The following is a 13,911-nucleotide window of genomic DNA, read 5'->3' as shown; positions in this document are numbered from 1 at the left end:
CAATGCATCTTGCGCTATGGAAGCGGCAAAAGAATTCCGCGCGGAGCGATCCCAAGCGATCCGCGTAAAACGCCAGAACAGGAGACAGACATGCTCGGCAAAAAAGTGCCCGCCGTAACCTTCCGCACGCGCGTTCGTGACGAGGCCGTTGGCGGCCCGAACCCGTTCCGTTGGCAGGACATGACCTCCGACGATTATTTCAAGGGCAAAAAGGTCGTGCTGTTTTCACTGCCCGGCGCTTTCACGCCCACCTGCTCGACCTACCAGCTTCCCGATTTCGAAAAGCTGGCGGGCGAATTCCGCGCGCTCGGCGTCGACGAGATCTATTGCCTGTCGGTCAACGATGCCTTCGTGATGAATGCCTGGGCCAAGGGTCAGAACCTGGAAAACGTCAAGGTCATCCCCGATGGTTCGGGTGAGTTCACCCGCAAAATGGGCATGCTGGTCGCCAAGGACAATCTCGGTTTCGGCATGCGCTCCTGGCGTTATGCCGCCGTCATCAATGACGGACTGGTGGAGCAGTGGTTCGAGGAAGAGGGTTATTCCGACAATTGCGAATCCGACCCTTATGGCGTCTCTTCGCCGCAGAACATTCTCGAAAACCTCAAGGCACGCGCAGCGGCCTGATTTTGGTTTCCTGATTTTCTGAAGGCCCGGCAACAATGCCGGGTCGCCTTGGCCGCTGAGGGCGAAAACCTCTCCTCCGTCATGCTCGGGCCTGTCCCGAGCATCTGCAACGGATTGATTTTACGATATGTGGTTGGATCCTCGGGACAAGCCCACTGCTGTCCGGTTTAAATTTGTAGACATGGCGCACGGTGTTGATTCTACTCGTATTCGAACGTTTGGCGACGATCTCGGACACGAACAGGAAAAACACCGTGCGGCACTACAATAGCGTATTCCACGATCTGTTGAAGCGGGTGGCTTGGAGCAGGTTCGACAGGCTTGTGGATGAGCATGGCGCCGACAAGCATGTGCGCCGGCTGTCAACGAAGAGCCAGTTCATCGCCCTGCTTTACGGCCAGTTGTCCGGAGCCGTCAGTCTGCGCGAGATCGTCGGCGGCCTCGAAAGCCATGCCGCGCGGCTTTATCACGTCGGTGGAAGGCCGGTGTCGCGCTCGACGCTGTGCGATGCCAATGCACGGCGCTCAAGCGAGGTCTTTGCCGGTCTGTTTCGCGAGATGGTCGCCCGCGCGGGCCGCGGGTTGCGCCGGTCGGTGTCGGAGGCCACCTATCTCATCGACGCGACCGGCGTTCGGCTGAGCGGGGCCGGGTGCGACTGGGCACGGTTTTCCCATCAGGCCTGCGGCGCCAAGGTTCATGTCGTCTACGACGCCGATGCCGAGCGACCGATCTATGCGGCGGTCACGCCCGCCAATGTCAACGACATCACAGCCGCCAAGGCCATGCCGATCGCGGCGGGTGCGACCTATGTGTTCGATCTTGGCTATTATGATTTCGGCTGGTGGGCGGCGCTCGACAAGGCCGGCTGCCGCATCGTCACGCGGTTCAAGTCCCATACGAAGCTGACCGTAACAAGCCAGCAAGCTGTCAGCGGCGATGGCATCGTCCTCTTCGATCGCATCGGGCTTCTGCCCGCCCGCATGGCGGCAAGCCGCCGCAATCGGTTTGGCGACCCCGTGCGGGAGATCACAGTCAGGACGCAGACGGGCAAGGTGCTGCGACTGCTGACCAACGATCTCGACGCGCCCGCACAGGAGATCGCCGATCTCTACAAACGGCGCTGGGCGATCGAACTGTTCTTTCGCTGGGTCAAGCAGACGCTGAGGATCCGGCATTTCCTTGGCAACAGCGAGAACGCCGTGCGCATCCAGATCGCCGTGGCGCTCATCGCCTATCTATTGTTGCGCATGGCGCAGGCAGACCAGAAACTCGTCCAAAGCCCACTGGCATTCGCACGCCTGGTGCGCGCCAATCTTATGCATCGCCGAAGAACCGACAGCCTCACAAGGCCGCCACCAGCTAAAACCGCCGATCCAAGACAGATGACACTTCTCGGAATGGAAATTTAAACCGGACAGCAGTGGGACAAGCCCGAGGATGACGTCGCATTAGAGGGAGCGTCTCTAATAGTACGCACCCTTTCCGGTACTCTGCCGGATTTTTATATGCAGCGAGAATACGCATTCGCCTTGAAATCCCTCCGCCTATCCGTCAAAAATCAGCCTCCCAAGACTGTTTCTGAAACGGATCATCCCATGCTGCGCGTCACTTCCTATCACCCGGCCGGAACCCCCGGCGACGAGCCTTCCGGTTATGTCACGCTGGCACATGACCAGCGGCATCTGCGCCGCAAGCTACTGCATCTCCAGAACGATGAAATGGTGATGCTGGACCTGAAGGAAGCCGTGCTTTTTGCCCATGGCGATCTGCTGGTGGTGGAAAACGGCGATCTGATCGAGGTTCGCGCGGCGGATGAAAAGCTGTTCGAAATCAAGACCAAGGATCGGCTTCACCTGATCGAGCTCGCCTGGCATCTGGGCAACCGGCATCTTTCGGCGCAGATCGAGGAAGAGCGCATTCTCATCCTGCGCGACCACGTCATTCGCGCCATGCTGGAGGGCCTCGGCGCCACCGTGCGGGATGTGGAAGAACCTTTCCAGCCGGCACGCGGCGCCTATCATGCCCATGGCGGCCATTCTCATGGCCATGATCACGGGCATGGCCACCACCATCATGACCACGGCTGAGGAATGAGCGAAGATCGCGGCGTTGCCGCGCTGTTGCGGCTGATGGCCTGGATGTCGCCGGCCTTTCCGGTCGGCGGTTTTTCCTATTCCGGCGGGCTGGAAAAGGCGGTGGAGGACGGGCGCGTGCGCGATGCCGCGGCACTTCATGGCTGGGTGGAAACGCTTCTGCGCCACGGCACCCTGTGGAACGATGCGGTGTTTCTGGCACATGCCTGGCGAAGCTCGCAGGATGCCGTTGCGCTCAGCGAAACGGCTGATCTGGGCCGCGCGCTGGCCGGTTCGGCGGAACGTTATCGCGAGACCGTGCTTCTGGGGGACGCCTTCGTTTCCGCCGCCGGCGCATGGCCGCATGCGGTTCTGGAGCTATTGCCGAAGGAGGCTCCCTATCCTGTCGCCATAGGTGCTATTGCGGCCGGACATGGAGTGCCATTACGCGAGACGCTTGCCGCCTTTCTGCATGCCGGCGTTTCGCAGATCGTTTCGGCCGGCATCCGTCTTGGCGTCGCGGGGCAAAAGGATGGAGTCGCCATTCTGGCCGCAAGCGAGGCGGTGATCGCCGAAGTGGTGGCACGGGCCGCGTTATCCACGCTCGACGATCTCGGTAGCGCCACTGTTATCGCCGATACGGCGGCAATGCGTCATGAAACCCAGGGCACGCGGCTTTTCCGCTCCTGAGGGGGCCTGACAATAATTGGTGTGGCGAGTGGGTGCCCCTTGTTTCTTCTCCCTGCCGGGGAGAAGTCCGCGGCAGCGGGATGAGGGGGCAAGCTCTCGGTCTATCGCTGGCGCTGCCCCTCATCCGACCCTTTCGGGCCACCTTCTCCCCGGCGGGGAGAAGAAACCAGCGGCATGGTTCTTGCATCTCTTGAAGCGAAAAGCGGAGGAGATATGGTGAGACAATACCAAAGCATAGTGAAGGGAACAGAGTGATGAAATCGGGTAATGGTCCGCTGCGTGTCGGCATTGGCGGGCCGGTGGGTTCCGGCAAGACGGCGCTGACGGAAAAGCTTTGCAAGGCGATGAGCGCCGATTATTCCGTCGCCGTCGTCACCAATGATATCTACACCAAGGAAGATGCCGAGGCGCTGGTGCGCATGCAGGCGCTACCATCAGAGCGCATCGTCGGTGTCGAGACGGGCGGTTGCCCGCATACCGCCATCCGGGAAGATGCGACGATCAATCTACAGGCGATTGCCGGGCTTAATGCGCGGTTTCCCGATCTCGACGTGGTCTTCATCGAATCCGGCGGCGACAATCTTGCCGCGACCTTTTCGCCTGATCTCGCCGATATCACCATCTATGTGATCTCCGTCTGTCAGGGCGAGGAAATTCCACGCAAGGGCGGGCCGGGCATCACCCGCTCGGACCTGCTGGTCATCAACAAGAAGGATCTCGCCCCTTACGTTGGGGCCGATCTGACCGTGATGGACAGCGATGCGACGCGGATGCGCAATGCCATGCCCTTCGTCTTCACCGATATGAAACGAGGCGATGGCGTGGATCGTATCGTCGGTTTCCTGAAAGAGCAGGGTGGTCTCTGAGCCATGAATGCACCGCTGCGTTTCGGCCCCTATGCCGTGTCCCGGTTCGTTGATGGTGTCTACAAGGCGCCTATCGGCCATCTTATCCACCGGCAGGGCGCGGAGGCGCTGGCTGTCGTTGTTGCCGGGCTTGAGGGCGAAACGGTGGATGTGGATGTCAATTGTTTTGCGCTCTCTGGGCCCGATGGCCTTTGGCTGATCGATGCCGGCTGCGGCACGGCCTGGGGCGCTGCCTATGGCCATTCCCGCGCTGCGATGATCGCCGCCGGCATTCAGCCTGATGATGTCAGTCGTGTCATCCTTACCCATATTCACGGCGACCATGCGCTGGGTCTCATCGATGGCGACCGGCCCTATTTTCCCAATGCGGAGATATGGGTGCCCGAGGTCGATCTAGCCTTCTTCACCAGCGCGGAGGCGCGAAAGACATTGCCGCTCGCCCGGCAGGGCGGTTTCGATCTTGCAGCGCGGCTGCTCGATATTTGCGGCGCAATGCTGCGGCCGATCGCCATGGGAAGGGTTGCCGAGGATATCGAGGCGATCGCCATGCCCGGTCATACGCCGGGACATACCGGTTATCTCATCGGCAACGGAGATAACCGGCTGTTATTGTGGGGCGATGTGCTGCATGTGAGTGAATTGCAGGCTGACGATCCTGAAATCGCTTTCGTTTACGATATAGATTCTGAACTTGCCTATACGACGCGTCTCGCGGCGCTGGCTGAAGCCACCGATCACGGCTGGCTGGTGTCCGGCGGCCATCTCGGTGGGTTTTTCCACATTGAGCGGCGGGGCGATAGCTTCCGCTTCGTGCCGCAGCCGGGCTGATTTTCCGTCTTCGGACATGCAGAAGGGCGGGCTGCCAGCTGGCATCCCGCCCTTCGTCCTCTCCCGGTGTCTTCATATCTGTTTCAGCGCTGCGACGTCATTGACCTGCACGATGCGGCCGCGCACCGTGACACCTGACTTTTTCAGTGTCGAGAAGGCGCGCGACAGAGCTTCCGGCGCAAGGCCGAGCTTGCCGGCAAGCAGGCTTTTCTGGAACGGCAGCCGCAGTGAGAAGGATGTGGCGTCACGCGGGCCCTGGTTGATGAGGTAATGGGCAACGCGCTGCGGCGCTGTCTGCAGGCGGTCGTTGGCGATGCAGTCCATGGTCGCCAGCAGGCTGTTGGACAGGCAGCGCATGACGGCCCTGGCGATGGCCGGCTCCTGATCGATCAGACTGCGGATTCTCGCAAGTTCGAACCGCGCCACGGTGCAGCTTTCCGCCGCCTGCGCGCTGTAGCGATAGGTATCGCTGCCGAAAATCAGGCATTCGTTGAAGGTATCGCCGGGGCCGCTGACACGCACATCCGCCTCGCGCCCGTGCCGGTCCAGCCGGTACAGCCTGATATAACCCGACAGCACGCAATAAAAATGCTGCGCCGCTTCGCCTTCCTTGAAGAGGACGTGGCGGGCATTGACATTGGCAATGGTCGCCGCCTCCATCAGCTTCAGCGCCGCCGCGTCATCCGCGACCCCGATCAAGGGTGCGCGCAGCAGAATGTTCCTGTCCCTGTTGCTCAGCTTCACGGTCTTGTTCACGTCCATTCGGCTCCCGCTCAAACCTTTTGCCGGGCTGTCCGAAGCGATACGAAACCGGGGAAGTTCCTTCTCCCTCACGCCTATCTGCAAAGAACTCATCGCATTTTTCCTCGACCGGCAATTCCCGATGCGAAGGAGACTAGCAGTTCACCTGAAAAGCGAATTGATTTCGATCAAACGGGATTTGACGTTGTCATTTGAGGAAGCGGCGACGCTCTGCCACAAGCACGCCAAAATAAAAATGCCGGGCACGAGGCCCGGCGCTAGGACTTTCACTCCGCAGCGAGCGGCGGCAGTCGCAATATATTGCTGCCCTTATCGCTGGCTTTGTCGCCGGTGCCCTTTTCCATGCTGGCGACCCGCGCCTCCAGCGAGGAGAGCGCCAGGCTGTTTTCGTGGGCGATCTCCGAGAGTTTCTCGTTGGAGAGGGCCTCCTCCTCCACTTCCTTCTTGCCGACGAAGCGGCCGAAGAGGTGGGCGAGCAGGCGTGATACGTCATCCATGATCAGGAAGAAGGCCGGCACCACGATGAGCGACAGCACCGTCGAGACGATGATGCCGCCGATCACCGCAATCGCCATCGGCGCGCGGAAGGAACCGCCTTCGCCGACGCCGAGCGCCGAGGGCAGCATGCCCGCCGACATGGCGATGGAGGTCATGATGATCGGGCGGGCGCGCTTGCGGCCGGCCTCCACCATGGCATGAACCCGTTCCATGCCGTGCCGGCGCATTTCGATGGCGAAATCCACCAAGAGGATGGCGTTCTTGGTCACGATGCCCATCAGCATCAGGATGCCGATGAGAACCGGCATGGAGAGCGCGTTTTGCGTGATGATGAGCGCGACCGCCACGCCGCCGATCGCAAGCGGCAGCGAGAACAGGATGGTGAAGGGCTGGATGACATCCTTGAACAGCAGGATGAGCACGACCAGCACCAGCATCAGGCCGAGCAGCATGGCGTTGACGAAGCCCTGCTGCATTTCGCCCTGCACCTTGGCGTCACCGCTTTCGGCAAGGCGGACGCTTGCCGGCAGTTCGGTTTCCGACACGATGCGCTTGAATTCGGCCGTCGAGGTGTCGAGCGCCGTGCCGAAGGGCACATCCGAGCCGATGGAGACGACGCGGTTGCGGTCGTTGCGCTTGATCGAGCTTGGACCTTCGGAATAGTCGATATCGGCGACGCTATAGAGCGGCACGAGTGACCCGGAGGCGGTCTTGATCTTCAGCGCGCGGATGGTGGCGAGATCGCGACGGGTGTCGAGCGAAGCCTGTACACGGATCGGAATCTGCCGGTCATCCAGCGAAATCTTCGTCAGCTGCGCGTCGATATCGCCGATGGTGGCGACACGCACGGTCTGCGAAATCTGCTGCGGCGTGATGCCGAGGCGGGCGATTTCATCCTTGCGCGGGCGAATCTGCAGTTCGGGACGGGGCAGAGCACCTTCCGAGCTGACACTGGCGAGGATGGGCGAGGCGCGCAGGCGGCTTTCGAGAATGCCGACGGCGTCGCTCAGGTCCTTCTCGTTCTTTGAAAGGAAGTTGAAAGAGAGCTCGCGTTCGGCGCGGTCATTCAGCTTGATGATGCGGACATCCGGAATGCCGCGCACCTGCGCGAAAATATCCCGTTCCACATCCCATTGCGGACGCGTGCGACCCTTTTCCTCCACCTTCGGCAGATACTGGCCGATGAGCGGAATGGAGCCGAGACCCTTGTTGACCACCAGCTTGAGCAGCGAATGGTCGATGTGCTGGAGGATGACGTTGACGGTGGCGCGGCGCAGCTCCAGGTCGCCCTTGGGCGAGGCGCCGCCGAGGATGAAGACGCTTTCGACGCCGTTGATGTCACGCAGCGCATGATAGATCTGCGTCGTCGTCCGGTCGGTTTCGTCAAGCGTCGCATTGGGCGGCAGCTCCACCGAAAGCGTGACGCGAGAGGCGTCATCCGGCGGCAGGAAGCTGCCCGGCACCTGGGCCAGAAGCATGACGGAGGCGACGAGGAAGGCAATTGCGCCGAGCAGCGTAAGATACCGCGCCCACCATTTGCGGGTGGTGGCGGTCACCATGCGCGTATAGGACTTCATCAACCGGCTGTCATTGTCGTGGTGATCGTCCATCGCGTCTTCGGCGCGCATCAGATAGGCCGCCATCAACGGCGTGATGAGACGGGCCACCGCGAGCGAGAAGAACACCGAGAAGGCGACGGTGAGGCCGAACTGGATGAAGTACTGGCCGGGAATGCCGGGCATGAACGAGACGGGCACGAAGACGGCGATGATGGTGAAGCTGGTGGCGATGACGGCGAGGCCGATTTCATCCGCCGCTTCGAGTGCCGCCCGATAGGGCGTCTTACCCATCTTGATATGGCGGGCAATGTTCTCGATTTCCACGATGGCGTCGTCCACGAGAATACCCGTGGCGAGCGTGAGCGCGAGGAAGCTGACGAGATTGAGCGAGAAGCCCATCAGATCCATGATCCAGAAGGTCGGGATCGCGGAGAGTGGCAGGGCGACGGCGGCAATCAGGGTGGCGCGCCAGTTGCGCAGGAACAGCAGGACGACGATGACGGCGAGGATCGCGCCTTCGATCAGCGTGTCGAGCGCCGCCTTGTAGTTGCCATAGGTGAAATAGACGGCGTCATCGACCATCTCTATCGAGACATCTGGGTTGTTTTTGCGCACCTGATCGAGGCTTGCCGCCACGGTTTCGGCGACCGAGACCTCGCTCGCACCCTTGGAGCGGAAGACCGCGAAGGTGACGGCAGGGTTGCCGTTGAAGCGCGAGAAGGACTTCTGTTCCTGATAGGTGTCGGTGACCGTGCCGAGCTCGGAAAGCTTGACGAAACGGCCGTTGGAAAGCGCAATCGTGGTGTTGGCAAGCTGGCTCACATCGCGTGTGTCACCCAGCGTGCGGATGGTCTGTTCGTTGCCGCCCACCTGGCCGCGGCCGGAGCCGAGATCGACGTTGGTGCCGCGCAGCTGGCTGTTCACTTCGGTGGCGGTGATGCCATAGGCGTCGAGCTTTTCGGGGCTCAGCGACACGCGCACCTCGCGGTCGGCGCCGCCGTAACGATCGACCTTGCCGATGCCGGACTGGCCCTGCAGCGAACGCTTGATCGTGTCATCCACGAACCAGGACAGTTCTTCCAGCGTCATGTTCGGCGAGGAGACGGCAAAGGTCTGGATCGCCTGTCCCTCGACGTCGATCTTGCTGACGACGGGCACTTCGATATCGGCGGGCAGATCGCTGCGGATCTTGTCGATGGCGTCCTTGGTGTCCTGAACCGCCTCTTCCGTCGGCTTTTCGATGCGGAAGACGACCGTCGTCGTCGACTGGCCGTCGACCACGGTGGACTGGATTTCATCGACGCCGCTGATGGCGGCGACGGCGTCCTCGATCTCCTTCGTCACCTGCATTTCCAGCTCGGAGGGCGAAGCGCCGCTCTGGGTCACGGTGACAGCAACGACGGGAACGTCGATGTTCGGAAAACGGGTGATCGGCAGGGTGTTGAACGCCTGCATGCCGAGGATCATCAAAAGCGCGAAGCCGAGCAGCGGCGCAATCGGGTTACGGATTGACCATGCGGAAAAGTTCATTTCATTCCCTCAGTCAGTTGGACGCAGCCGTCTGGGCTTCCACCGGTCTTATCCGGTCACCATCACGCACGAATGCTCCAGCCTTCTCGACAACTTTGTCTCCAGCGGCAAGACCGCTGACAATCTCGATGAAACCACTGTCTTCTATGCCGGTCTCGATCTTCACCTGCTTGACGACGTCGCCTTCCACCTTGCGGGTGGTCGAGCCTTCACGCCCGGAGGTGACGGCCGACAGCGGCAAAGCGAGCGCATTTGTCTCCTCGACGATGATCGCCGCGCTGGCATACATGCCTGAACGAGCCGGGCTGTTTTCCGGCAGCACCACATGCACGGAGCCGAGGCGCGTCGTCGGATCGACGGTGGGCGAAACGAGGCGCACCTTGCCCTCTATTTTCTCAGCTCCGCCGGCAACCGTCAAATAGGCTTTCTGGCCGATCTTCACCTTCTGGATATCGGTCTCGGACAGATCGGCGACGAGTTCGATCGCGCCGTCCTTGATGACGGTGAAAAGCGGGTCGCCGGCGCCGCTGGCAATCGCGCCGACCTTGGCATTCTTGGCCGAAACGATGCCCGCGACCGGGGTTTTCACGCCGGTGCGCGTCAGCTTCAGATCGATATCAGCGATCTGTGCATCAACCACCTTGATGTCGGCCTCGCCGGCGGAAACGGCCTGACGGGCGGCGTTGAGCTTGGCGGCGGCCACTTCGGCCTGTGCCTGGGTCTGCTCCACCTGCGAGACGGAGCCGGAGCCGCTCTGGCCGAGCTTTGCGGCGCGGTCACGCTGGCGGTTCGCGTCGCTCGCGCTCGCCTCGGCTTCCAGAACCTGCGCCTTGGCCTGGGCGACGGCAGCTTCCGCCTTCGCCTTGTTGGCTTCCAGCTGGCTTTTCTGCAGAATCAGGCTGTCGGAAGAAAGCACGGCGAGAACCGCATTGGCCTCAACCCGGTCGCCGATATCGACGTTCAGCGTATCGATCGACAGGCCGTCGACCAGCGGCTGGACATAGATTTCATCGACCGGGCGGATGGTGCCCGTCGCGATAATGCGGTCCACGAGATCGCGTTTTGCGGCGTGCGCAACGATGATGGAAGGCAGGTTCTGCTGTTTGACCGGTGCCTGCGCCTCTCCCTCGGCGGCTGCGGAAAGGGGGAGCGCCGTTGCGGAAAGAAGAAGGAATACAAAGCGGTTAAACGTGACTTTATGCTGCATGTGTCTTGGCTCGCGCAATATCCGCTCACATGTCCTGCAGGCTCGGGGCCGTGTCTCAAAAGGTCATGCGATGGCGAATGTGAAACAAGGGATCACAATACTTCCTTTTCGATCCTCCCGATTCAAACGCCCCTCAACGCGAATCTCAAGCACCTTTGCCCTGTGCTTTTTTTACAAGATCAAATCTGGCAGTCTTGTGGGCGGGACTGTAATTGTTGTTGTCGTACAAATCAATCCGCATAGCCGTCGGGCTAGGTATACATTTTTGTATAGGAGCGGGTGTTGTAATCTGCTTTGCGGGTTACCAACACGCGGTACTCGTCAATAATTCCCAGGACGCCTACCACACCGTCATCCTCGGGCTTGTCCCTGTTATCTGCAACGGCTTGATTTTATTGACGTGGTTAGTCCTCGAGACAAGCCCGAGGATGACGGAAGAGAGGTAGTGACTTGCCAAATCGCGCGGCAAAGACCGCGCGATTTGATATTTTCATCCCGGACTATTTCAACGCCGCGTCGGTGATTTCCGTGGTGTAGGCTCCTGCCGGTTCCTTGGTGATGACAGGATCAGAGCCGCCGCCTAGCAGGGTCTTGACGGTGCGTTCGTAGTCCGCCTTGTCGAGCGCGCCCTTCGAGCCGGCGGTGAGCTTGGCCACCTCGCCCATCATGCGCTTCTGGTGTTTTTCTGTCTGGGCCCCGGAGGCGTCGTTTTCGAGAACGATACCGGCGGCATCGTCAGGGTTTTCTTCCGCCCATTTCCAGCCCTTCATGGAAGCGCGGACGAATTTGACCATGTCTTCCTTGAATTTGGCGTCCTTGAGCTTGTCTTCCAGAACGTAAAGCCCGTCTTCCAGCGTCGCCACGCCTTCGGCCTCGTATTTGAAGGTGACGAGTTCTTCCGGCTTGATGCCGGCATCGATGACCTGCCAATATTCATTATAGGTCATGGTGGAAATGCAGGCGGCCTGTTTCTGCAGCAGCGGATCGACGTTGAAACCCTGCTTGAGAACGGTGACGCCATCCGCGCCGCCGGTGGTCGGGATTTTCAGGTGGGCCATCCACGACAGGAATGGATATTCGTTGCCGAAGAACCAGACGCCGAGCGTCTTGCCCTTGAAATCTTCCGGCTTGGTGATGCCGGTTTCCTTGAGGCAGGTCAGCATCATGCCCGACGATTTGAACGGCTGGGCGATGTTGACGAGCGGCACGCCCTTTTCGCGCGTCGCCAGTGCAGACGGCATCCAGTCGACGATGACATCCGCGCCGCCGCCGGCCAGAACCTGCGCGGGGGCGATGTCCGGGCCGCCGGGCTTGATGTCGACATCGAGGCCTTCGGCTTCGTAGAAACCCTTGTCTTTCGCGACGTAATAACCGGCGAATTGCGCCTGGGTCACCCATTTCAGCTGCAGGGTGATCTTGTCGGCGGCCTGAGCCCCGAATGCGGTCAGGACTGACGCGCCGGCAAGAAGCATGGATGCAAGTTTCATTTTCATCGCTGTTCCCTTTTTCGTTATTTACGTTCGTCCCCCACGGACGGACGGATGCCAGAAGGTGACGGCCCGCTCGGCGAGCGCCACAAGACCATAAAAGCCGGAGCCTGCCAGCGCCGCCACGGCGATTTCGGCCCAGACCATATCGACATTGCTGCGGCCCATTTCGGCCGAGATGCGGAAGCCCATGCCGACGATGGGCGTGCCGAAAAATTCCGCGACGATGGCGCCGATCAGCGCCAGCGTGGAATTGATCTTCAGCGCGTTGAAGATGAAGGGCCAGGCGGCGGGCAGGCGCAGCTTCACCAATGTCTGCCACCAGCCGGCGGCATAGGTGCGCATCAGGTCGCGTTCCATGTGGCTGGAGGCGGCAAGCCCCTGCACCGTGTTCACCAGCATGGGGAAGAAGGTCATGATGACGACAACGGCCACTTTCGACTGCCAGTCAAAGCCGAACCACATGACCATGATCGGCGCGATGCCGACGACAGGCAGGGCGGAGACGAAATTGCCGATGGGCAAAAGTCCCCGCTGGAGGAAGGGTGACCGGTCGATGAGGATGGCGACGAGGAAACCGAGGCCGCAACCGAGCACATAACCCGTCAGCACCGATTTGAGGAAAGTCTGGCGGAAATCCGCCCAGAGGATCGGCAGCGAGCCGAGAAGGCGCGCGAGGATGGCGCTGGGGGCCGGTAAGAGGATGGGCGGCACGGAAAAACCACGCGCGACACCTTCCCAGAGAACCAGAAGGGCAAGGCCGAAGAGCAGGGGCACGGCGATGCGGCCGATGCGCTTTCCCGAGTGGGAGGTGAAATCGCGCCGCACCAGCCATTCGTTGAAGACCCAGGCGACGAGCCAGAACAGGATCGCGCCGATAAACCAGAAGGGGTTCGTCATGGCCGTGCTCCCATTCGCTTGAGGACGGCGGCGTGCGCAATGCCGATGATCGCCACCAGCAGTGCCGCAACACCGGCGGCCATGAACAGCGCCGCCCATATCTGCACCGTCTGGCCGTAATAGGAGCCGGAGAGAAGCCGCGCGCCGAGCCCGGCGACGGCGCCTGTCGGCAATTCGCCGACGATGGCGCCGACGAGCGCAATCGCGATGGCGATCTTCAGCGAGGTAAAGAGATAGGGCAGCGCCGAGGGCCAGCGCAGCTTCCAGAAGGTCTGCGCCGGTGAGGCATTATAGGTGTGCATCAGATCGAGCTGGAGGGTTTCCGGGCTTCTGAGGCCCTTCACCATGCCGACGACGATGGGGAAGAAGGAAAGGTAGGTGGAGATCAGTGCCTTGGGCAAAAGCCCGGAAATGCCGATGGAGTTCAGGACGACGATGATCATCGGTGCGATGGCGAGGATGGGGATCGTCTGGCTGGCGATGATCCACGGCATGACGGAGCGATCCATGGCGCGGTTATGGATGATGGCGACGGCCAAGAGGATGCCGAGCACAGCGCCGATGGCGAAGCCGAGCAGGGTGGCCGAAAGCGTGATGCCGGCGTGGTAGATCAGGCTGCGCTTGGAGGTGATCGCCTTGTTGACGGTCGTATCCCAGAGTTCGGCGGCGATCTGGTGCGGGGCGGGGAGGACCGGGCGTTCCTGGGCGAAGGTTTGCGGCAGGAGTTCGAAGAAGCCTGGTGTTTGACCGGCGCGGGTGGCCTGATCGCGGGCGAAGGGCATGTTGAGATAGACGACGGCGAGGTGCCAGAGGATGAGAATGGCGAGGAGGACGGTGAGGATGGGAAGGATGCGGTGGCGGAGGAGGGTCATGGGTTTTCGCTCC

At 61.1% G+C, this 13,911-nt stretch carries 12 protein-coding genes; 6 read left to right on the top strand and 6 right to left on the bottom strand.

Annotation, left to right across the window (positions count from 1 at the left end; translation table 11 throughout):
• Positions 1 to 90: 90 nt before the first annotated feature.
• The 6 genes from CFBP5499_RS11125 (at position 91) to aidB (ending at position 5,083) form a co-directional block, all read left to right on the top strand.
• Positions 91 to 627, top strand: coding sequence for a peroxiredoxin (locus tag CFBP5499_RS11125; RefSeq protein WP_080824455.1), 537 nt, complete (start codon positions 91 to 93; stop codon positions 625 to 627).
• Positions 628 to 881: 254 nt separating this feature from the next.
• Positions 882 to 2,036, top strand: a complete 1,155-nt coding sequence (locus tag CFBP5499_RS11120; protein ID WP_137066283.1) for an IS4 family transposase — start codon at positions 882 to 884, stop codon at positions 2,034 to 2,036.
• 186 nt (positions 2,037 to 2,222) lie between these two features.
• Complete coding sequence (ureE, locus tag CFBP5499_RS11115; protein ID WP_175416692.1) at positions 2,223 to 2,714, top strand: urease accessory protein UreE; 492 nt, start codon at positions 2,223 to 2,225, stop codon at positions 2,712 to 2,714.
• Positions 2,715 to 2,717: 3 nt separating this feature from the next.
• Positions 2,718 to 3,389, top strand: a complete 672-nt coding sequence (locus CFBP5499_RS11110) for an urease accessory protein UreF (protein WP_175416691.1) — start codon at positions 2,718 to 2,720, stop codon at positions 3,387 to 3,389.
• A gap of 254 nt (positions 3,390 to 3,643) precedes the next feature.
• Positions 3,644 to 4,255, top strand: coding sequence for an urease accessory protein UreG (gene ureG / locus CFBP5499_RS11105; RefSeq protein WP_003520595.1), 612 nt, complete (start codon positions 3,644 to 3,646; stop codon positions 4,253 to 4,255).
• A 3-nt stretch (positions 4,256 to 4,258) separates the two neighbouring features.
• Positions 4,259 to 5,083, top strand: a complete 825-nt coding sequence (gene aidB / locus CFBP5499_RS11100; protein ID WP_080824458.1) for an AidB family quorum-quenching N-acyl homoserine lactonase — start codon at positions 4,259 to 4,261, stop codon at positions 5,081 to 5,083.
• 72 nt (positions 5,084 to 5,155) lie between these two features.
• Here aidB and CFBP5499_RS11095 read toward each other — a convergent pair whose 3' ends face one another.
• The 6 genes from CFBP5499_RS11095 to CFBP5499_RS11070 all read right to left on the bottom strand — a co-directional run bounded on the left by CFBP5499_RS11095 (position 5,156) and on the right by CFBP5499_RS11070 (position 13,898).
• On the bottom strand, positions 5,156 to 5,845 hold the full coding sequence (locus CFBP5499_RS11095; protein ID WP_080824459.1) for a Crp/Fnr family transcriptional regulator: 690 nt from the start codon (positions 5,843 to 5,845) through the stop codon (positions 5,156 to 5,158).
• Between the two features lie 266 nt (positions 5,846 to 6,111).
• A complete protein-coding gene (locus CFBP5499_RS11090) occupies positions 6,112 to 9,432 on the bottom strand; it encodes an efflux RND transporter permease subunit (protein WP_080824460.1) in 3,321 nt (1,106 codons plus the stop codon).
• A gap of 13 nt (positions 9,433 to 9,445) precedes the next feature.
• Positions 9,446 to 10,639 (bottom strand): efflux RND transporter periplasmic adaptor subunit, encoded by a 1,194-nt coding sequence (locus CFBP5499_RS11085; RefSeq protein WP_080824461.1) that lies wholly within the window; start codon positions 10,637 to 10,639, stop codon positions 9,446 to 9,448.
• Positions 10,640 to 11,139: 500 nt separating this feature from the next.
• Entirely contained in the window at positions 11,140 to 12,132 is a 993-nt protein-coding gene (locus CFBP5499_RS11080; RefSeq protein WP_080824462.1) for an ABC transporter substrate-binding protein, read from the bottom strand.
• Positions 12,133 to 12,153: 21 nt separating this feature from the next.
• Entirely contained in the window at positions 12,154 to 13,026 is an 873-nt protein-coding gene (locus CFBP5499_RS11075) for an ABC transporter permease (RefSeq protein ID WP_080824463.1), read from the bottom strand.
• On the bottom strand, positions 13,023 to 13,898 hold the full coding sequence (locus CFBP5499_RS11070; protein WP_080824464.1) for an ABC transporter permease: 876 nt from the start codon (positions 13,896 to 13,898) through the stop codon (positions 13,023 to 13,025). Before CFBP5499_RS11070 ends, CFBP5499_RS11075 begins: the two co-directional genes overlap by 4 nt.
• Positions 13,899 to 13,911 lie beyond the last annotated feature (13 nt).

Origin of the sequence: Agrobacterium tumefaciens (assembly GCF_005221325.1) — a bacterium.
Classification (GTDB): Bacteria; Pseudomonadota; Alphaproteobacteria; order Rhizobiales; family Rhizobiaceae; genus Agrobacterium.
Note: the sequence above shows the minus strand (reverse complement) of the source record. Positions and strands in the feature narration are given on the sequence as shown.